Here is a 20,333-nt window from a genome sequence, read left to right as displayed (position 1 = left end):
CGCGCGGATAGGTGACAGTTGGGGTGTCAGGCCGCGAGGGCGACCGGGTTCATGATGGTCTCGTGTTCGATGGGGGTCAATCGGCCCAGGCGGGCCTGCCGGCGTCGTCGGTGGTAGGTCCTCTCGATCCAGGTGATGATCGCGATCCGGAGCGCTTCTCGGGTCCGCCACCGCTTGCGGTCCAGGACGTTCTTCTGGAGCAGCGCGAAGAACGATTCCATCGCGGCGTTATCACCGGCAGCACCGACTTTCCCCATCGATCCGATGAGGTGATGGCGGTTCAGCGCGTGCACGAACTTCCGTGACCTGAACTGAGATCCTCTATCCGAACGCACGATGCAACCGACAGCGTCACGGCGCCTGGATATCGCGTTGTCCAGCGCGTTCACTGCGAGGCGGGCCTTCATCCGGTCGCTGATGGAGTAGCCCACTATCCGTCCGGAGAACACGTCCTTGATCGCGCAGAGGTAGAGCTTGCCCTCGTCGGTCCAGTGCTCGGTGATGTCGGTCAGCCACAGCTCGTTGACGTCATCGGCGGTGAAGTCGCGCTTGACGAGGTCATCGTGGACCGGCGGGCCCGGGCGCTTCCCGTTCTTGCCGCGCTTCTTCCCGAACGCGGACCACCACTGGTTGTCCCGGCAGATCTTCCACGCCGTCCGCTCGCACATCACCTCGCCGGCCTCGGCGGCTTCACTGACGAGGAACCGGTAGCCGTACTCGGGGTCGTCGCGATGGGCGTCCACCAAGGCGTTGGCTCGATAGGCCTGAACCAGTTCGGACTCGGTGACCTGGTGTTTAAGCCAGCGGTAGTAGGGTTGGCGGGAGAGCTTCAGGACCCGCAGGGACACCGCGACGGGGACCCCGCCCGCGGCGAGCTCGCTCACGAGCGGGTAGAACCTTTTCCCGGCAGGTTCGCCTGGGACAGGTAGGCGGCAGCACGGCGCAGGACCTCGTTCTCCTGCTCGAGCAACCGGATCCGCTTGCGGGCATCGCGCAGCTCGGTGGAATCCTCCCGTGTCTTGCCGGGACGGTTGCCGTCGTCGATATCTGCTTGGCGGATCCACTTATGGAGCGTCATCTCGTGGACGCCGAAGTCCTTCGCGATCTGCGCGATCGTGACGCCGTCCTCGCGGGACCGGGCCACTCGCACGACATCTTCGCGGAACTCTCGGGGGTAGGCAGCGGGCATGATGCACATCCTTCCAGGCCGCCCAGCGGGCAAGCCAGATCAGATGTCACCTATCCGCGCGGCAGTCCCCCGGACAGGTGCAGATCACGCCAGAGAGCCTGTACGGGCGTCGGAAGTGATGCGGACCCTGGGCCTGGAGGGCATACGCCGGATGAAGAAGGGCCTCATCGCATCTGAGGGTGTAGCTGGTTTCTGGGCTCTTCGCAGATGAGGGTGTAGGAGCTGTCGGCGTGGCGGTGTCGGGGTAGACGTCGAGGTCTCCCGATGATGGAAGTTCCTACGCTCGCCATCAGGAAGACCTCGACGTGCTCAACGCTACCTTCACCGCGCCCGATCTCGATACCTTCTGCCAGCTCGACCGCCTGGGCCTGACCGTGACGGGGCAGCTGATCGAGCCGCATCGATCGGTGTTGGAGTGTCGCGTGCTCGAACCGGACAACTGGTGCCATGGTTGCGGCCAGCAGGGCGTCTCCCGGGGCACCGTGGTCCGGCATCTCGCCCACGTCCCGCTGGGCTGGAGACCCACAGTGCTGCAGGTCAGAGTGCGTCGATACCGTTGCCCGGACTGCTGCAGCGTGTGGCGGCAGGACACCACTGCCGCGGCCGAGCCCCGGGCCGTGCTCTCCCGGCACGCCGCTCTCTGGGCACTAAAGGGGGTGGTCATCGATCGCTTGTCCGTCGCCCGGATCGCCGCCGGGCTCGCAGTCGCCTGGAACACCGCCAACGATGCGATCCTGGCCACCGGCCAGGACCTGCTGATCAACGATCCCACCCGCCTTGACGGGGTCCGCGTCATCGGCGTGGACGAGTACGTGTGGTCCCACACTCGCCGGGGCAGCAAGTACGTCACCGTCATCATCGACCTGACCCCGATCCGCGACGGCAACGGCCCGTCCAGACTGCTGGACATGGTCCCGGGGCGCTCGAAGAAAGTGTTCAAGACCTGGCTCGAGGGCCAGACCATAGCGTTCCGGGACGGGGTCGAGGTCGTCGCGATGGACGGGTTCTCCGGCTTCAAGACCGCGACCGCCGAGGAGCTGCCCGAGGCGACCGCGGTGATGGACCCTTTCCACGTCGTCGCCCTGGCCGGCGAGAAGACCGATCAGTGCCGCCAACGCGTCCAACAGACCACCCTCGGCCATCGGGGCCGATCTGGGGATCCGCTCTACGGGATCCGGCGCGTGCTGCACACCGGCGCTGACCTGCTCACCGACAAGCAGGTCATCCGGCTGAAGGCCGTGTTCGCCAGCGACGCGCATGTCGAGGTCGAGGCGACCTGGGGCATCTACCAGCGCATCGTCGCCGCCTACCGCCACCCCGACCCGGCGACCGGGAAGAAGGCTCTGTACGCCGTGATCGACGATCTCTCCGAAGGAGTGCCCACGCAGCTCACCGAGCTGATCACCCTCGGCCGGACATTGAAACGGCGGGCCCTGGACGTGCTGGCCTACTTCGACCACCCCGGCACCAGCAACGGCCCCTCCGAAGCGATCAACGGCCGACTCGAACACCTCCGCGGCACCGCCCTCGGCTTCCGCAACCTCGCCCACTACGTCATCCGATCGCTACTGGACACCGGAGGATTCAGAACCGAACTACACCGCCATCTGTGAAGAGCCTCTTTAGGTGACTTGCTGGGTGCGGTTCGAGGCTTGGGAAGTTGATTTCGACGGCGGTTGGAAGGGGCGCGATTCGTTTGTGGATATCGGCCGTGCTCGAGGTGGTAGGTGCCTATCTCGGTGATCGTGGCATCCCACTTTCCGTTGCTCTTGCTGACCTTGATGAGTTTTCGGTCTCTGAGTGCACCGGCGCTCATCTTGAACGTATCGTTCGGTGGATTGTCTATGTCCGCGCCATCGGCCACCCAGCGAAGAACTCTGAGTTGCATATCGTTGACAGGTCGGTTCATATGGGTAGTTTCTCACTGGAACCTCGCGACTAGTGCCATGCCATACTATTCAGATGAGCCAGGAACTATTCGACGAGCTGAGCCACGAATTCTTGACGTCCTCCAGTACGATGGTTTTTACTCAGCTTGGTCTGTCTAGGTTTGCTGATTCGGCCAATATTCGACCTACCGCCAGCAATCCTGATCCACTCATGACGATCAGCCAAGACGCGCCCACCACACCGGGTGCTCGAATAGATGCTCGATGGCGACTCAGCGATCTTAATGGCGCAATCGACACGAACGGCTGGTTGCGCGAATGGCTCACTCATGCATGGATCACGCTCATCTTCGCTCGGTGGGAGAATTATTATCGGCCAGAGTTCGCGAGGCTTGAGGGAGTCGAACTCAATAAAATTTCGTCAGATGTCATGGGTGATTTGCGGCACTTGAGGCACGATATTGCCCATCACAATGGGGTCGTTTCTAAAGATCATGGCGTCAAGTGCAAAACGGTGACGCGGTTCAACGTGGGTGACAAAATTATCCTCAGTCCAGACGAAATTCGTTTGCTCCGAGACAGTCTCGAAGTGGTCGTCGATCGGGAGTAGTCGGTTCGCTGGCTAGCACATAGACGACTGCGGTCGGCGAGCTATATCGGATGGTTCGGTTGCACATTCCTTATCGACTATTCGCCCCGTCGGGCAGGCGAAGTGGAGTTTCATGTCAGACCTACCTGCCAATATGTACGTATGACAGGGGACTCGCCGAATCAGGAAGACCTCGATCGGCTGCGGACTGACCAATCTGGCAAATGCTGGTGGTGCGGTGGAGCTGCTGACAGTCGAGAGCACAAACACAAAGCAAGTCTTCTTCGCCAAATGTGGGGAGAAGAGGGACTTTATCTTGGTCGGGACGGGCAAGAACTTTGGTCTGTGCCGAGTGTGAAGAGCAGCGCCGTCAAGTTTGGAAAGACGTTGTGTCGCGAGTGCAATAACGCCCGAAGCCAACCATTCGATGAGGCATACGACAAATATGCGAAGTACGTTTGGGAGCATGCGCGAAGTCTCAGCCGCGCAAAACAAATTGACTGGGCCGATGTCTATGGGCCGGATTGGCAAGAGTCAGTGCGCGATCTCGGGAAGTACTTCATAAAGGCCACCGGGTGCTGGATGGCGGACGGTGGCTTTTCTCCCCCTGCTGTATTTGTACAGTTCCTCGAAGGCGGGCCTCTGGTTGACGCGGCAGTCATGCCCATGAGGCAACAGTCGGCGACTCTGGCATATCGGGCAATGCGGCTCGGGGGAGAGCTCGATTTCGACCGGGGGATTGGTTTTCTGGATGGAAAGGCATGGCTCAATTCAGAGCGTACAGACCTGGCCGGATTCGATCAGATCTCTTACATCAGTGACATTTGTGTGCGAGTTGCATGGCACGATCAAGGCGGACCCGGGCCTGTATTTTGGGACACCCGGGTCCCGCCCTTGACGGTTATGCCAGCAATGTTCTCGCAACGGGTGCTGGCTATGAGGATTGGCATCAGGTCACTTCGGGAGCGGATGGTTGGAATTCTCCGCCGTCGTGACACGGCCGGGGCAGAACGAGGTCAGAGCGATAGAGAGTAGGCTAGGTTACCCGGCCTACCTTGGAGGATCTAGCTTTCAGCTCAGATGTGCGATCCTCGGCCCGACAAGGAACAGGCGGGCGTTGAGGGTTTCGACTCCGCGTGTGTGTTTCACCCAGCCCAGCGTTGCACATCCCCAATCGTTTGTTCGCCCCGGCTAGTAGGGGAAGGCTGCACATAATTGTTGATTAATGCTTCGGGATACTTGTGCGGCTGGGTCATCGCTACCCTTACTAAAGGTCGAATGGTGGAGTCGGTGTGGACTAGCTGAGGTCGAGGACGATCCTTTTGGTCCAAGTTGTCCGTCAGCTGAGGCAGGAGTCGTCGACGATTTCAGGTGGAATGGACCGTTTTCGGCATTGGTTACGAAGGACTCTTGTCATTCGGCTCGTGCTGGAGAATGCGAGTGAACCGCTGGTTTCTGTATAACTGTCGCTACCGCAGGACGTCGACGTAGGTGCTTCACCAACTGAGCGGAAGCGATATTTGAACGGCCGATAAGCCCCTGACCTGCACTTTTGTAAAATAGGCATTCCAATTTCGGCAAGCTTGGTCATCGAAGCATGTCTCAGTACGTTCTGCGTCAGCTCGCAGAAGCCTGATCGCAGGAGACGAGGCCTGAGCGGCGACTTCGCCGCACCAGGCTGCGCTGTGAGTCTGCGACTCGCGGCAGTCGGTTCGCGCTGAGGCGCTGAGCCGGAACACAACGAAGGCCGGTGGGATTTGTTCCCACCGGCCTTCGTCGTGCCCGGGCGCGTGTGACGGTGCCGTTGATCGAGCATCCCTCACCGTTCGCGTCACGTCCTCCACGCAGTTCGGCATCCGTCACCGTTCGTGACTAAACACACCGCTGCCAAGGAATCCGTCACCGTTCGTGGCAGATCGCCTCGTTGCAGCGGTGCGCTGTGCGGCGAAGGGTGAGGGACGGTCGCTGTCGCGCGGGATTGTCGGGAAGCGTGAGCGCGTCCGCGGGAATCCGTGCGCTGGCGGTCGGCCACCTCGGCGTGGGTGGGGGTGGGCGCAAATGCGACCATCACTCATCGGCAGTCGCTCAACACCGTGCTGCAACGGGTTGGTGTGCCATGAACGGTGAGGGGTGCGCTCGCAATGGTGCGAATTGCCGGCGCCGAGGCGGTGTGACCAGAAGGCTGAGGGGTGGTGTGCCGCGGGGAGGTGCAGCGGGAAAGCTGAGGGATACTGCGCCGAGGCGGTGCAGCGAGAAGGCTGCGGGGTACTGCAGCGCGGAGATATGTCGCGAAGGGTGAGGGACGCATCTGTGAGCGATAGGATGGGGCGGATGGAATCTGTCCGCCAACGATGTCGTCAGAACTGAGGCCGCATGACCTTTCTCGAATCCCTCGGCTCGCCTGCCGATCTGCGTCGACTCTCGGCTGGCGAATGCGAAGTGCTGGCCAAAGAGATCCGCGACTACCTCATCACGACCGTGTCCGGCACGGGCGGACATCTGGGCCCCAACCTCGGAGTCGTCGAACTGACCATTGGCCTCCACCGCACCTTCGACTCGCCGCGCGACACGATCATCTTCGACGTCGGCCACCAGACATATGTGCACAAACTGCTCACCGGCCGCCGCGAGGAGTTCCCCACCCTGCGGCAGCGCGACGGCCTCTCCGGCTACCCGAGCCGGCAAGAGAGCGAGCACGACGTCGTTGAGAACTCACACGCCTCGGCCTCCCTGTCCTGGGCCGACGGCATCGCCAAGGCCCGCCAGCTCACCGGTGAGCGAGACCGCCACGTCGTCGCCGTCATCGGCGACGGAGCCCTGACCGGGGGAATGGCCTGGGAAGCGCTCAACACCATCGCAGCCGACACCTCCACCCCGCCGAGGCGGCTGGTCATCGTCGTCAACGACAATGGCCGCTCCTACGCCCCGACCGTCGGCGGATTCGCCGCCCATCTCGACGAACTGCGCACCACCTCGAGCTACGAGAGGCTGCTCACCTGGGGCAAGGAGACGCTCCGCCAATCCGGCCGACCCGGCCGCGCCGCCTACAGCGCCATCCACGGCGTCAAACGCGGACTCAAAGACATGGTCAGCCCACCCGAGACCGGAATGTTCGACGAACTCGGCATCAAATACTTGGGCCCTGTCGACGGACACGACCTGCCCTCGGTCGACAAGGCCCTCCAACTGGCCAAACAGTTCGACGGCGGCCCCATCATCGTCCACATGATCACGCAGAAAGGGCACGGATTCGACCCGGCCGTCAACGACGACGCCGACCAGTTCCACTCCGTCGGCGTCATCGACCCCGTCACCGGGAGATCGACACCGTCGAAATCGACGTCATGGACCTCCGTGTTCGGCACCGAGATCTGCGCACTCGCCGAGGAACGCGAAGACATCGTCGCCATCACCGCCGCCATGCTCCTGCCCGTGGGGCTGGCGAAATTCGCCGAGGAGTTCCCCGACCGCGTCTTCGACGTCGGCATCGCCGAACAGCATGCGGTCGCCTCGGCGGCGGGCCTGTCCTACGGCGGACTCCACCCCGTCGTGTGCATCTACTCCACGTTCCTCTCCCGTGCTTTCGACCAAGTGCTCATGGACGTCGCCCTCCACCGGCAGGGTGTGACCTTCGTCCTCGACCGTGCCGGCATCACCGGCCCCGACGGAGCCAGCCACCACGGAATCTGGGACATCGCGATGCTGCGCGTCGTCCCCGGACTGCGCCTCGCCGCACCCCGCGACGCCGCAAGGCTGACCGAAGAGCTGCGCGAAGCCGTCACCGTCTCGGACGCCCCGACCGTGGTGAGATTCCCCCGCGGCAGCGTCGGAGCCGATATCCCGGCGCTGAGGAGGCTCGACGACGGCGTCGACATCCTCCGGGAATCGTCCGCAGAGGCCACCGCCGATGTGCTCATCGTCTCCGTCGGACCGTTCGCCAGGTTGGCCGGGCAAGTCGCTGACGTGCTGGAAGGCCGCGGGATCACCTCCACAATCGTCGATCCCCGCTGGGTGCTGCCTGTACCCGAATCCGTCGTCGCTCTCGCCGCCGAGCACAGTCTCGCCGCGGTCATCGAAGACGGAGTGAAGATCGGCGGTGTGGGTTCACAGGTCCGCTCCGACCTGCGCGAAGCCGATTCGCGGATCGGGGTGCTCGAACTCGGCGTGCCCGATGAGTTCCTGCCGCAGGGGACACGTGAAGAGATCCTCGCCGAAGTGGGCCTCGACGTCGACACGATCGTGTCCGAAATCCTCAAGGCCCTGCCCGCCGAGGTGGCCGACCGTGCCGCTCAGAGTTCCCGCCGCGCGGTGTGAGTCCATGCGCCCAGAGGCGACGGAGGACCGACGCTCGAACCGCAGGACTTGAGCGTGAGTTCAGGCCTGGGGGAGTCCGGCCAGGGTCTTCTTCAGCGCGGGGGCACTGAGCTCGATCTGCCAGGGTCGGGCTCCCGCCTCGCCGAGGTAGCCCTCGACGTCGACGCTCGACTCCGCGGCCAGGGACTTCACGATTGCCGGCTGGAGGAGTACATCGTGGGGGATCGTCAGCTCTTCGGAGAGCTCCGACATCGCGGTCTTGAGCGCCGCCACCCGCTCTTTGAGCTCCGCCGGGTTGAATTCGCTGCGTTTCGACCGTCCGCGCTCGGACCGTCCCGGCAGCTCTTCGGCGCCCAAACGGGAGGCCTTGCGGTAGGCACGGAAGAGTCGGGCCGCCTCGGCGCGGGAGAGTCTGCGCCACTGAGCCAAGATATCGTCGCTGGACTTCACACCGGATTGGGCGAGGGCGACGAGCTCACGATCGCGCAGGATCTTCGTGGGAGCCAGATCGGCTTCTCGGGCCATGGAGTCACGGGTCTGCCAGAGCTCACGGACTCGTGCGATGTCGCGGCGGGACCTGATCTTCGACAGTCCATGCGTGCGTCGCCACGGCTCATCGAAGTGCTTCGGGGTGAAATCGAGCAGGTGCGTGAACTCCTGCTGCGCAAACTCCCACCGGTCCGAGTCGAGAAGCTGCTGGTGGAGGATGTCGCGGATCGGCAGGAGCACTTCGACGTCGAGGGCGGCATAGTTCAACCACTCCTTCGGCAGCGGACGCGTCGACCAATCGGCGGCCGAATGCTCCTTCGCCAGCCGCACCCCCAGGGTGCGTTCGGCGACCGCGGCCAGCCCGAACTTCTCCCATCCGAGCAGCCTGGCGGCCAGCTCGGTGTCGAACAGGGCCGCCGGGCGCATTCCGCGCTCCTGCAGGCACGGCAGATCCTGTGTCACCGAATGGATGACCCACTCGTCGGAGCCGAGAACCGGGTTGAGGTCGCTGAGGTCACCGAGCGTCTCGGAATCGAGGAGGAAGGTGCCCGCGCCTTCACGTCGCAGCTGGACGAGGAAGGCGCGCTGTCCGTATCTGATGCCGGAAGCGCGTTCGGCATCGACGGCGATCGGACCGTTGGCGGCGGCCAGATCGGCAATCGAGGAGGAGAAATCCTCCGGGGTATCGACGACGTCGGGGATGCCGTTCGCGGGTGTTTCCAAAAGCGGTAGTTCAGATGTCATCGACGGCGCCCGGGCAGGGCTGTGACTCCTTCAGGAAGTGGTGGCAGTCCGGCGACTGTGCTGAGCAGATCGATCCAGGCCTCGAAGTGATTGCCGATCAGATCCGGCTCGTCAATCACGGGTGTCCACGAGGCGCGCAGCTCCAAGTCTATCGTGGCCGGGCGATCGGCCAAGGTGCCGAAGCTCTCGGACAGCACCCGAGTGGTCGTCCCGCCGGCGGCGAGCACCTGGCAGTCGTTGGCATCGAGGGCATCTTCGAGCCAGCTCCATGCCACATGCCCGAGCATCGTCTCATTGCCGAGTTCGTGTTCGAGTTCGGCGCGGATATAGGAGACGACCCGGAAGGAGCCTTCCCACTCCTCCGGGGCGGCGGGATCGAAGAGGACGACGATACGGCCGGTGGCGAGTTCGTCGATGGTCTCGCCGCTGGCCCGCAGGAACGTCTCATCGGCGCTGACCTCGGCGCCGAGAGCATAGGAGTACGGGGCCAGCTTGGCCGGGGCCGGAATCTCGGAAATCGACACGTTGTTCGTGCTGCGCGCCTGACGCAGCACCGACGTCACGGCGGAGAACTCCGCCGGAATGCGATTGAGAGGTGAGGTGTTGACCACAGTTGCCACGATAGAGCAGCCGCGGGGACAGAGGAATCATCCACGCCGAGGCGGCCCCGGACAATCCGTCGGATCGTGTCCTCGGCCGAATGCTGAGACGGCAAGACGGCCCGTCTTGAAACCGACATCGAGTGGGCATGAGCGATCGAAGGATGGGAAGATGGCCCCATGACATCACCCCTGTTGGCTGCCCTGCGTTCGGAGCCGGTTTCACACACTCCCGTCTGGTTCATGCGGCAGGCCGGCCGCTCCCTGCCTGAGTACCGCAAGCTGCGCGAAGGCACTCAGATGCTCGATGCCTGCCGCGACCCCGAGATGGTCTCCGAAATCACCCTCCAGCCGGTCCGCCGCCACGGCGTCGACGCAGCCATCTTCTTCTCCGATATCGTCGTCCCGCTCCAGGCCGCCGGAGTCGATGTGGAGATCGTTCCCGGCGTCGGCCCGGTCATCGCCTCCCCGGTGCGTTCCCGCGCCGATATCGACGCCCTGCCCGATCTCGACGCCGCCGATATCCCGGACATCACGGAATCGATCCAGCGGGTGACCGCCGAACTCGGCGAAGCCACCCCGCTCATCGGTTTCGCCGGTGCCCCGTTCACCCTGGCCAGCTACCTCATCGAAGGCGGTCCGAGCAAGAACCACGAGAAGACGAAGTCACTCATGGTCTCCGACCCAGAGGCGTTCTCGGCCCTGCTGAGCAAACTCGCGCAGATGTCGGCGACATTCATCGACGTGCAGCTGAACGCCGGCGCCAAGGCCTTCCAGCTCTTCGACTCCTGGGCCGGCTACCTCGCTCGGGAGGACTACGAGAACCACGTCCTCGAACACTCCACCGCAGTCTTCGACGCACTGTCCGGACACGATGTGCCCAGCATCCATTTCGGCGTGCAGACCGGTGAGCTGCTCGGCTCCATGGCACAGGCCGGATCGACGACCGTCGGCGTCGACTTCCGCGTCGACCTGGCCGATGCCGCCACTCGCGTCAATCCCGGTCAGGCACTCCAGGGCAACCTGGACCCGGCACTGCTCTTCGCCCCGTGGGAGGCGCTGTCCGCCCGCGTCGAGGCGATCGTGCGCAAGGGGCTCGAACTCGACCGCGGCTTCGTCTTCAACCTCGGCCACGGCGTCCTGCCCGACACCGACCCCGAGGTGCCCGGTCGCGTCGTCGACCTCGTCCACCGCGTCTCGGCCGAGATCCTCGGCGGCCGCGGCTGATCGAATGACTCGGATCACCGTCGTCGGAGGAGGGATCTCCGGACTCGTCGCCGCCTATCGTCTCTCCGCCGACCACCAAGTCACAGTGCTGGAATCAGGCGACCGCCTCGGCGGCTGCCTGAAAGCGACCACGCTCGATGGAGCCGTGCCCGTAGGAATCGACTCGGGAGCCGAAGCGAGCCTCAACCGGCGTCCGGAGACGAAGAGCCTGGCCGCCGAACTCGGCCTCGACTCGGTGTTCCCCTCGACCCGGCACAGCTCGCAGGTGCTCAGCAGGGGAGACCTGCACGCGATTCCCAAACGGACGATCATGGGGGTGCCCGCCGAAGCGGCCGAGGTCGAATCCCTCATCGGCGCCGAGGCGGCCGCTCGCTTGGCGGCCGAACGGATCACCCCGCCGATCGAAGGTGATGACGTTTCGCTGGGGGACTTCCTGTCCGAGCGCCTCGGCGGCGCCATCGTCGACGAACTCGTCGATCCGCTGCTCGGCGGCGTCTACGCCGGCCGCTGCCGGGACCTGTCCCTGGCCGAAACGGTGCCCGCGCTGCTGCCTGCCGCAGTCGAAGGCACCTCGGTGCTCGACCTCGTCGCACAGCTCCTCGCCGCCCGCGACGCCCAGACCGCGTCGGCAGGGAACCCGGAACCGGTGTTCATGAGCTTCGAAGGCGGAATCAACAGCCTCATCCCCGCCCTGCACGCGGCGATCGTGCGGGGCGGCGGGACGGTCCGCCTCGGTGCCGGTGTCACCGGGATCGACCGGGACGGCGAGAGATGGATCGTCCGCGGCGAGGGGGACGACATCGAATCCGATGGACTCGTCCTCGCCACGCCCGCTCATGTGACTGCCGGACTCCTGACGTCGGTGGCCCCGGAATCGGCGAGCCGCCTCGGCGAGATTCCCTATGCCTCCACCGCCTTGGTCGCCGCCCTCGTCGACCTCGGGGGAGTCGAGCTGAAGGGTTCGGGGTTCCTCGTCCCCGCGACCGAGGGCACGTTCATCAAGGCCTCGACTTTCGTGTCGAACAAATGGCCGTGGACGGCCGACCATATCCCCGCGGGGGCGGCCCTGGTGCGGATGAGCATCGGACGCTTCGGCGACGGACCCGAGGTCTGGAGCAGGTTCTCTGATGAGGAGATCGTCGAACGAGCCTTCGCCGATTGGCAGACGATCACCTCCCGTCCTGAATCGCAGCTGCTGGGCTCGGAGGTCCAGCGCTGGAACTCCGCACTGCCGCAGTACCTGCCAGGCCACGCCGGACGCATCGCCGCCATCGACGCAGAGATCGCGTCGCTGTCCGGCCTCGAACTCGCCGGATCCGCCTATGGGGGAGTCGGCATACCCGCCTGCATCGCCCGCGCGGACGCCGCGGCCCAGAGACTGAACCGACCCGCAGACGACCACCGTGACACTTCAGAATGAAGAGAAGACAGAAGGAGCAGATATGAGCGAATACACTCAGCCCACCGACGCCCAGATCGAAGAAGCGAACGAGCAGACGCGGTATATCGCCTACTCCGTCTTCGCCTCTGCCGGAGAACTCGGCGATGCCGACCGTAAGGAACTCGCCGATGAGCTGCATGCGGCTCTCGAGCCCCTGAAGGAACGCGGTCTGATCGTGCGCGGAATCTACGACGTCTCCGCCCTGCGCGCCGATGCCGACGTCATGTTCTGGTACCACGCCCCCGAAATCGAGGTCGTCCAGGCCGCGTACTCGGCGATCCGCCGCAGCCTGATCGGCGGAGTGCTCGAACCCGTTTGGTCCGTCGTCGGAATCCACCGCCCGGCGGAGTTCAACAAGGCGCACCTGCCCGCTCTGCTGACCGATCCCGAGCCCGGCGATTACATCTGCGTGTACCCGTTCGTGCGGTCCTACGACTGGTACCTCCTCGACCCCGCCGAACGGGCGAAGATGCTGCGCGACCACGGTATGGCCGCCGCCGGGTACAAGGACATCAAGGCGAACACGATCGCCTCCTTCGCCCTCGGCGACTACGAATGGCTGCTGGCCTTCGAGGCCGCCGAGCTCCACCGCATCGTCGACCTGATGCGGGATCTGCGCAACACCGAGGCGCGCCTGCATGTGCGCGAAGAGGTTCCGTTCTACACCGGACCGCGTCGCGAACTCGTCGACATCATCTCCGACTGGCGCTGACCGAACGTCATAGACCCGGCCGGGACTGAGGCAGAGAGCAGGTCGCCCGGCCGGGTCCGAGACAGCGGGAAAGGGCCGCCGCACCGATTCGGTGCGGCGGCCCTGTGCATGGTCGGGGAGCGACCGGCGGCTACCTGCTGCCCTTCTTCACCACATAGGAATGGCCGTTGGCGTCGGTGCGCATCTCCAGCCCCATGGCATCGAGCTGCTGGTGCCGCAGCGTCTCGTCCTCGAAGTATCCGCCCGGGCGCGTGTTGTCGACCTGCGCCGGCCCGACGATCTTGCGGAAGAAGTTGTTGAGCCAGCCCACTCCGCGCTGGGACTCCGGATGCTGGTTCTTCTTCCGTGCCGAATTCTTCTGCATCTTGACCTGCTTCCGGTTCGAACCATCGGGGGAAGGCTGCGAGGCGGACGACATAGCGAGGATCCTATCGACGAGGTGCCGCTTGGGCGGGGATTGGGCAGGTTTCACCTTTAGTGTACACTAATCATTAGCGCACTAAGTAATCTTCGAAGAGTATGCACGCCCTGATTGCCGACACGGAGGATCGACGACACACGATGCTGGATTCCGAAGCTTCGACGGAGCCGTTGGACAACCCGCTGGCGCTGGAAAGCCAGATCTGCTTCGCTCTGGCGGTGGCGTCCCGCGGGGTGATCGGCGCGTATCGCTCCGTGCTCGAACCGATCAGTCTGACGCATCCGCAGTATCTGGTCATGCTTGCGCTGTGGCAGCACGAGAAGCTGCCGATGCGCGAGATCGCTCGACTGCTGCGACTCGAACCCGCGACTGTGTCCCCGTTGGTCAAACGCCTCGAAGCGCTGGCCTATGTCACGAAGACGCGCAGCGACAGCGACGAGCGGATCGTCGAGGTCACCCTCACCGACACCGGCCGTGAACTGCGCAAGACCGCCGAGGCGATTCCCGGAACGATGATGGCCAAGCTCGGCATGGACGTCGACGGAGTGCGTGAACTGCACGCTGTGATGCAGAAGATCATCGCCTCCGTCGACGCCGCTGCCGAGGTCGAGGGCTGATCGGTCAGCCGGCCGGGCGCTCCATCGGGGTGTGCTCGATCCCGTCCTCGTCGAAGCGCGGACCGTTCGGGGCGAAGCCGAGGGACGAGTACAGCCCCTCGAGGTGCGACTGCGCATTGAGCGTCAGCGGGGCAGTCGACCAGGCGTGGACGATGTCGCTGAGCAGTCGGCGGCCCCAACCCTGCCCGCGGGCGTCGGGGTGGGTGGCGACACGACTGATGCTGCGTGCTCCCGGCCTGGCCGCCGGTCCGTCGGGCAACTCTGCCGGCAGCAGACGGGCATAGGCCCATGGCGAGAGGTCGCGTCCATGCTCGGCGCCGTGAGTGTCCGACATCGCCGTGGCCGGTCGAGGGTAGAAGAAATGCAGAGTCTCCGGCAGTGAGTCCACCCCATCGGGGTCGAGGAACACGCACTCCTGTTCGACGACGAAGACCCGTGAGCGCAGCTGCAGAATTCCGTAGAGCTCCGTGGGCCGGAGCTCGTCGAAGTTCTTCACGACGAGCTCGGTCGCCTCGGTGCGCTGAGTGTCCGTCGCCACCTCAGCTGTCCGCAGCGTCGGTGTTGAGCTTCAACGAGATCGAGTTGATGCAGTAGCGCTGATCGGTGGGAGTGCCGTAGCCCTCGCCCGAGAAGACATGGCCCATATGCGAGTCGCAGTTCGCGCAGCGGACCTCGACGCGTTCCATGCCCATCGAGGTGTCGCGGATGTAGCGGACCCGGTCCTCGGCCAGAGGCGCGTAGAACGACGGCCATCCGCAGTGCGAGGCGAACTTCGTATCGGAGGGGAACAGGTCGGCTCCGCAGGCCCGACACTGGTACATCCCGGCTGCCGTCTCATCGTTGTACTCGCCGGTGAAGGGGCGTTCGGTCGCGCCCTGGCGGAGCACCGCGAACTCCTCGGGAGTGAGCACGTCCTGCCAACGGATCTCCTCAGCCGCGGCCCCCTCGTTCGTCGAAGTTCCAGCGTTGATATCTGATGACTGAGTCATCGTGACCTCCGGTCTCTGTCAGTGACGGTGATTGCGGCGAGGAGGAGAAGATCTCCGCCCCTGGTGAGCGCAACAGCGAGTGACACTCGCTCATTCCGCACAACAGCGTTTGGTGCCTGATCATTCCGTAGGCAACAATGAACACAGGAGGTTTTCATGGTCCGCGACACGAAGTTCCCCGCCCGCCTGCTCGCCGCCGGTATCGGCGTCGGCGCCGGACTCGGTGCCCTGATCTCTGTGGCGTCGTCGGGTCTGGCCGCCTACTTCGCCCGCAAGATCATCGTTCCGGAGAATGCCCCGGAAGAACTCGACATCCTGCACATCGACGGTTTTCCGCCGAATATGCGCATTCAGCTGCCCGCCGATGAGGAGACCACGGTGCCCGGCACCTATGGTCTCTACTTCAACCAGGGTTCGGGGCATGCCGTCGTCGGCGATATCGTCGAGTACGATCCCCGCTCGCGCACCGTCTCCCGAGAGATCCTGTCCGTCACCCGCGGCGATATCCGACGGGCCTGGCGGGGACGGTGGACCGGAGTCGTCTATCCTGATCCGATCGCTGCCGGAGTGAATTTCGACGACATCGAGATCCGCTCCGACGCCGGTGACCTGCCCGCGTGGCTGCTGCCAACTGACCATCCGGAACCCCACGACACTTGGGCGATCCTCATCCACGGCCGAGCCAGCACCCGCGCCGAGGGACTGCGCGCCGCTCCCGTGCTCAACACCCTCGGGGTGCCCTCGATCGCGATGTCGTACCGCAACGACGCCGAGGTGCGGGTGGAGACCACATCTCGCTACGGGCTCGGCGACACCGAATGGATCGATGTCGACGCCGCCATCGACTTCGCGGTCGAACACGGAGCGAAGAACGTCGTGCTCTTCGGCTGGTCGATGGGCGGAGCCATCGCCCTGCAGGCGGCCTCCCGCGGACGCAACCGCAGGTTCGTCACCTCACTGGTCCTCGACGGACCCGTCGTCGACTGGGTGAACGTGCTCGACGGGCAGGCGAAGAAGAACCTACTGCCGACACCGATCGCCAAACTCACGCTCGAGATGATCACGCAGCCATGGGCGCGGCCGATCACCGGGCTCGAGACCCCGCTCGATCTCGATCGCATGGATTGGGTGACCCGTGCCGCCGAACTCGATGTGCCGGTTCTGCTCATCCACTCCGATGACGACGAATTCGTTCCCTCCGGCCCCTCCCATGCGCTGGCCGGGGTCAGACGGGATCTGGTCACGATGCCGTCATACGGCAAGGCCCATCACACGAAGGAATGGAACATCGATCCGGTGCGCTGGGAAGACGATGTCGCGAACTTCCTCGAAGCGAAGATCCTGCCCAAGGACTGAAAGCCCGTCCTCACGGCTCGAGAGTGAGTGTGTCCTCTGCCGCCGCAGCCACGGCCTCCTTCGAGTACGGCCATGGTCGATTGACATTGGCGGCCCAATCGTTCGTCTGATCGTCGTAATGCGGGTGGAAGGCATGCCCCGACGCGCCCGTGAGGTTGATCCAGTTCGAGGCGTCGAAGTTCGCCAGATCGACCGTCTGGCGCATCGACGGCACCCAGTTCGTCTCATAGCCGACCGAGGCATCCCACCCGGTGGCATGGACGACGCCCGAACCGCCGGAGACCTCATAGGGGCCGCGGTTGAACAGCTTCTCCACCGGTGTGATCCCGGATTCGCCGAGGCTGGCGTTGCGGATCGTCAGGCGGTGCAGGATTCCCCACCGCCACGTCACGGGCTCCGGTCCCAGCAGGTCCTCCGTCTCCGCCCACGCCGTCTTCATGGCCTTGCGCAGAGCCTCGTCCCGACCTTCGACGCCCTTGCCCGACCACCACTGGGAATCCGGGTCTTCGAGCAGTTCCGAGAGCACGAGGTACCACCGTGAACCGCCGGCGGGGGACACCCCGTCGGGAAGCTTCGAGCTGATGGTCTGCTCGAGCAGCGTCTTCGTGAGCACATTGAAGTAGGCGGCGCCCGCGCTGTTCGCGGAGTCGAAGCCGTTCCAGCTCTTCAGCAGCTTCTTCGCCTCGAGGATGTCCTCGTCACCATGGGAGTGGATCTTCACCGCTTCGGGTACGAGCTTCGCGGCGAACGGATTCTGGTCGTCGTTCTGGATCTCCGCCATGTCCATCGGCCGCAGCTTCCGGCCCTCGTCGACCGCGTCCTTGATGCGTTTCGTGATGCGGCGGGCGCGATCCCCGTAGTCGAAGTCCTCACCCAGCTGCACTGTCTCACCGGGGACGGCGACCGGGTTGTTCGCGGTGACGATCCATCCGCGTTCGGGGTTGTACAGGTGTGGGAGATCCTCGAAATCGACCCAGCCCTGCCAATCCTCGTCGGATTTCCACCCGCGTCGGGGCACGGTGCCGTCGGCCTTGCCTCGGCGTGGGATCATTCCGGGGGCCTGATAGCCGATGTTCCCGGCGACATCGGCGTAGACGAGGTTCTGGGAGGGCACGTCGAACAGGGACGCCGCGTGCCGGAACTCCTGCCAATTCGTGGCCTTGTTGATGGCGAACACCGCCGAGGCGGTCGTACCCGGACGCAGAGCCGTCCAATCGAGGGCGAGACCGTAGTGCTCCTCGGCCGGTCCTGACTTAGGGTCGTGCGAATCCGCCCCGGTCGTCGCATCGAGTGCTTTGCGATACGTGCCGTCGAGCTTCGACACGAGTGGGCCGTTGCGGGTGGAGCGGATGGTGATCTCGCGTGGGTCCTCGCCCGCGACCTCGATCGTCTCCTTGCGCACCTGCAGCGGTTCGTCTCCGTCGTCGTGGATGACCTTCCCGTCGCGGATCTTCTCCACGACGAGGTCGGTGACATCTGCGCCGAGGTTCGTCAGTCCCCAGGCGATCGACTGGTTGTGGCCGATGACGACTCCCGGCAGTCCGGAGAAGGAGAAACCGGTGACGTCGAAGGGGCAGGCATCGGTGACCTTCTTGCATCGCAGTCCCACCTGGTACCAGACCGAGGGCATCGCCGGGGCGAGGTGCGGGTCGTTGGACAGCAGCGGTCGACCGGTGTTCGTGTGGTCCCCGGAGATCACCCACGAGTTCGACCCGATATCGTCGCTGTTCTGTCCCAGCGTCGGCGGCAGCGATGTGAGCGTATTCCGCAGTTCGAGGAGATCATCGGTGGGGACGGCCGCCTCGGTGTCGGTGTTCCCTGTTCGGGGTGCCTCGGTGACGGTGCCTCCGGCATGTGCCTCATCGTCCTCCCGTGCACGGTCGTCGACTCGCGGCTTCTGCTCGACGTCGTCGCCGCTGCGGTCCTTCGGTGCCTTGTCGCCGGCTCTGCCGCCGAGGATCGTCGGACGCGTGGCATATGGGTAATCCGGATAGAGGTCGCTCATCTGCTCGTCGGTGAGCTCCGTGCCGAGGATCGACCGGTCGATCTCGTCTTCGAGGTTCGATCGCAGATCCCATGCCATGGCCTTGAGCCAGGCGACGCTGTCGACCGGAGTCCATTTCTCGACCTCGGTGCTGCCGGTCTCGAGGCCGAGGACGGCGTATTCGAGGGACAGCTCGGTGGGGGATTTGTCCTTGAGATAGGCGTTGACGCCGTCCGCGTAGGCCTCGTAGTAGCCCAGACTCGTCTTGTCGAGCTTCTTCACCTCCTGCTCGGCGACCTTCCGCCAGCCGAGCGTGCGGATGAAGGTGTCGGTGCCCAGCTGGGATTTGCCGAAGAGTTCGGAGAGTCGTCCCGAGGTGACGTGTCGGCGGAAGTCCATCTCCCAGAACCGGTCCTGAGCGTGGACGAACCCCTGAGCCAGGAACAGGTCGTGGGCGGTTTCGGCCTCGATGGTGGGAACACCCGATTCGTCACGGTGGACGGTGACCGGCGCGTCGAGCCCCGGCAGCGAGATCTCGCCGTCGGTGGTCGGGAAGGAGCGACGGACGAGGAACAGTCCGACGAGGGCGAGGATGAGGGCGAGGACGAGGACTCCGGCGATGACGCGCAGCAGCACACGAGCACTGACCGACAGGTTGGGACCGCTGGTTGGGCGGAGCACCTTGAGCAATGCGCTCGATTCCTTCTCATTCTGCGCATCGGGTGCCGCCATGAGTCTCCTTCGGCCGTCCTGGAAGTTTCGGTTCTCAGCAAGTATAGGTGTCAGGAGGCTCGGGTCTGTGGACCTCAGGCGGCCTGGGTCTGTGGACGAAGGTCACGAGGACGACGGAGATCATCATGAGCAGGAACCAGGCCACCAGCTTCGTCAGCGGCACCAGGTGCCAGCCGTCGTCCTGACTCGGATACAGCCAGGCACCGGCCGCGGTCCCGATGTTCTCGGCCACCCAGATGAAGAAGGCGACGAGGAGGAAGGCCAGCAGCACGGGCATCGTCAGTGTCCTGCGATGGATATGGAAGTACATGCGGCAGCGGAAGAAGACGACGACGGTGGCCAAGACGAGGAGCAGTCGGAGGTCGACGATGAAGTGGTGGGTGAAGAAGTTGAGGTAGATGGCGGCGGCGATGATCACGGTCAGCCACCTCGGCGGGTAATGGCTGAACCGCAAGTCGAAGAGACGGTACACGCGGACGATATAGGAGCCGACGGCGGCGTACATGAACCCGGTGAACAGCGGTACTGCGCCGATGTGGAGGACCCCGCCGGGGGCGTAGTTCCATGAACCCACGGCGGTCTTGAAGATCTCCATTCCGGTGCCGACGATGTGGAAGACGATGATGACGATGAGCTCGCGACCGGTCTCGAGTCGAGCGACGAGCATGCCGATCTGGATGAGTACGGCGAGGATGACGAGGAAGTCGTTGCGGGCGATGGCCGCGTCATCGGGGTAGAGCCAAGCGGTGAGGATGATCGCTAAGAGCATGAGAGCACCGAAGAGACACGCCCACGCCTGTTTGATTCCGAAGGCGAGGAACTCCCGCATCCCGGCGGGGACGCGGGGGAGAACGCGGTCGGCGAAGGCGTCGAGGACTGCCTCGAGTCGAGTGAGTTCGCGGCGATCAGCCATATGGGTCCTTCGACGACGGGGACGCGGGGAATGTGGAGTGCCAGCGTATCGCGCGAGTGGGCCGGGCAGTCGGAGCGGGCAGTGTGACATCGCCGTGTCCGAAGGAGGTGAAATTCTGAATAGAACTT

Annotated in this window: 16 protein-coding genes; 8 read left to right on the top strand and 8 right to left on the bottom strand. The window is 64.4% G+C overall.

Annotated features, from left to right (window positions below; genetic code table 11):
- Window positions 1-26: 26 nt before the first annotated feature.
- Window positions 27-1,189 (bottom strand): IS3 family transposase gene (locus tag ACOZ9V_RS10670; protein WP_434589840.1). Its coding sequence is split into 2 segments (ribosomal slippage): window positions 27-902 and window positions 905-1,189, totalling 1,161 coding nucleotides; the frame shifts between segments, so codons are not numbered across the junction.
- A 305-nt stretch (window positions 1,190-1,494) separates the two neighbouring features.
- On the opposite strand from ACOZ9V_RS10670, the gene ACOZ9V_RS10665 reads away from it, so the two are divergent.
- The 3 genes from ACOZ9V_RS10665 to dxs all read left to right on the top strand — a co-directional run bounded on the left by ACOZ9V_RS10665 (window position 1,495) and on the right by dxs (window position 7,981).
- Window positions 1,495-2,802 carry an ISL3 family transposase gene (locus tag ACOZ9V_RS10665; RefSeq protein WP_434589837.1) on the top strand — a complete coding sequence of 436 codons (1,308 nt, stop codon included), beginning with the start codon at window positions 1,495-1,497 and terminating at the stop codon, window positions 2,800-2,802.
- 349 nt (window positions 2,803-3,151) lie between these two features.
- Window positions 3,152-3,688 (top strand): hypothetical protein, encoded by a 537-nt coding sequence (locus tag ACOZ9V_RS10660; protein WP_181270602.1) that lies wholly within the window; start codon window positions 3,152-3,154, stop codon window positions 3,686-3,688.
- 2,352 nt (window positions 3,689-6,040) lie between these two features.
- The gene (dxs, locus tag ACOZ9V_RS10655) at window positions 6,041-7,981 is read left to right on the top strand and encodes a 1-deoxy-D-xylulose-5-phosphate synthase (protein WP_434589833.1); all 1,941 of its coding nucleotides are present in this window, start codon (window positions 6,041-6,043) and stop codon (window positions 7,979-7,981) included.
- A 60-nt stretch (window positions 7,982-8,041) separates the two neighbouring features.
- On the opposite strand, the gene ACOZ9V_RS10650 is transcribed toward dxs, so the two are convergent.
- Together ACOZ9V_RS10650 and ACOZ9V_RS10645 are read right to left on the bottom strand one after the other, a co-directional pair.
- A complete protein-coding gene (locus tag ACOZ9V_RS10650) occupies window positions 8,042-9,193 on the bottom strand; it encodes an HRDC domain-containing protein (RefSeq protein WP_434589830.1) in 1,152 nt (383 codons plus the stop codon).
- 17 nt (window positions 9,194-9,210) lie between these two features.
- A complete protein-coding gene (locus tag ACOZ9V_RS10645; protein WP_172169860.1) occupies window positions 9,211-9,825 on the bottom strand; it encodes a DUF3000 domain-containing protein in 615 nt (204 codons plus the stop codon).
- A gap of 168 nt (window positions 9,826-9,993) precedes the next feature.
- On the opposite strand from ACOZ9V_RS10645, the gene hemE reads away from it, so the two are divergent.
- The 3 genes from hemE to hemQ are packed head-to-tail and all read left to right on the top strand — an operon-like array spanning window position 9,994 to window position 13,193.
- Window positions 9,994-11,040 (top strand): uroporphyrinogen decarboxylase, encoded by a 1,047-nt coding sequence (hemE, locus tag ACOZ9V_RS10640; RefSeq protein ID WP_434589826.1) that lies wholly within the window; start codon window positions 9,994-9,996, stop codon window positions 11,038-11,040.
- 4 nt (window positions 11,041-11,044) lie between these two features.
- Complete coding sequence (gene hemG, locus ACOZ9V_RS10635) at window positions 11,045-12,460, top strand: protoporphyrinogen oxidase (RefSeq protein ID WP_434589823.1); 1,416 nt, start codon at window positions 11,045-11,047, stop codon at window positions 12,458-12,460.
- A gap of 22 nt (window positions 12,461-12,482) precedes the next feature.
- Window positions 12,483-13,193 (top strand): hydrogen peroxide-dependent heme synthase, encoded by a 711-nt coding sequence (gene hemQ, locus ACOZ9V_RS10630; protein ID WP_139908180.1) that lies wholly within the window; start codon window positions 12,483-12,485, stop codon window positions 13,191-13,193.
- Window positions 13,194-13,323: 130 nt separating this feature from the next.
- Here the strand turns inward: hemQ and ACOZ9V_RS10625 are convergent, their stop codons facing one another.
- Window positions 13,324-13,611, bottom strand: coding sequence for a hypothetical protein (locus tag ACOZ9V_RS10625; RefSeq protein ID WP_376905918.1), 288 nt, complete (start codon window positions 13,609-13,611; stop codon window positions 13,324-13,326).
- Between the two features lie 143 nt (window positions 13,612-13,754).
- Between ACOZ9V_RS10625 and ACOZ9V_RS10620 the strand changes: the two genes are divergently transcribed.
- Window positions 13,755-14,231, top strand: coding sequence for a MarR family winged helix-turn-helix transcriptional regulator (locus tag ACOZ9V_RS10620; protein WP_434589819.1), 477 nt, complete (start codon window positions 13,755-13,757; stop codon window positions 14,229-14,231).
- A gap of 4 nt (window positions 14,232-14,235) precedes the next feature.
- Here ACOZ9V_RS10620 and ACOZ9V_RS10615 read toward each other — a convergent pair whose 3' ends face one another.
- Window positions 14,236-14,769: a GNAT family N-acetyltransferase gene (locus ACOZ9V_RS10615; RefSeq protein WP_434589816.1), complete on the bottom strand. Its 534-nt coding sequence runs from the start codon at window positions 14,767-14,769 to the stop codon at window positions 14,236-14,238.
- A 1-nt stretch (window position 14,770) separates the two neighbouring features.
- Complete coding sequence (gene msrB, locus ACOZ9V_RS10610) at window positions 14,771-15,220, bottom strand: peptide-methionine (R)-S-oxide reductase MsrB (protein ID WP_139908177.1); 450 nt, start codon at window positions 15,218-15,220, stop codon at window positions 14,771-14,773.
- A 156-nt stretch (window positions 15,221-15,376) separates the two neighbouring features.
- Between msrB and ACOZ9V_RS10605 the strand changes: the two genes are divergently transcribed.
- Window positions 15,377-16,576, top strand: a complete 1,200-nt coding sequence (locus ACOZ9V_RS10605; protein WP_139469807.1) for an alpha/beta hydrolase family protein — start codon at window positions 15,377-15,379, stop codon at window positions 16,574-16,576.
- 10 nt (window positions 16,577-16,586) lie between these two features.
- On the opposite strand, the gene ACOZ9V_RS10600 is transcribed toward ACOZ9V_RS10605, so the two are convergent.
- Window positions 16,587-19,292 (bottom strand): penicillin acylase family protein, encoded by a 2,706-nt coding sequence (locus ACOZ9V_RS10600; RefSeq protein WP_434589811.1) that lies wholly within the window; start codon window positions 19,290-19,292, stop codon window positions 16,587-16,589.
- Between the two features lie 34 nt (window positions 19,293-19,326).
- Window positions 19,327-20,205 carry a DUF817 domain-containing protein gene (locus tag ACOZ9V_RS10595; protein ID WP_181270594.1) on the bottom strand — a complete coding sequence of 293 codons (879 nt, stop codon included), beginning with the start codon at window positions 20,203-20,205 and terminating at the stop codon, window positions 19,327-19,329.
- Between the last annotated feature and the right edge of the window lie 128 nt (window positions 20,206-20,333).

This window comes from Brevibacterium sp. 1718, assembly GCF_051131255.1.
Lineage (GTDB): Bacteria > Actinomycetota > Actinomycetes > Actinomycetales > Brevibacteriaceae > Brevibacterium > Brevibacterium sediminis.
This window is presented reverse-complemented; position numbering and strand designations above follow the sequence as displayed.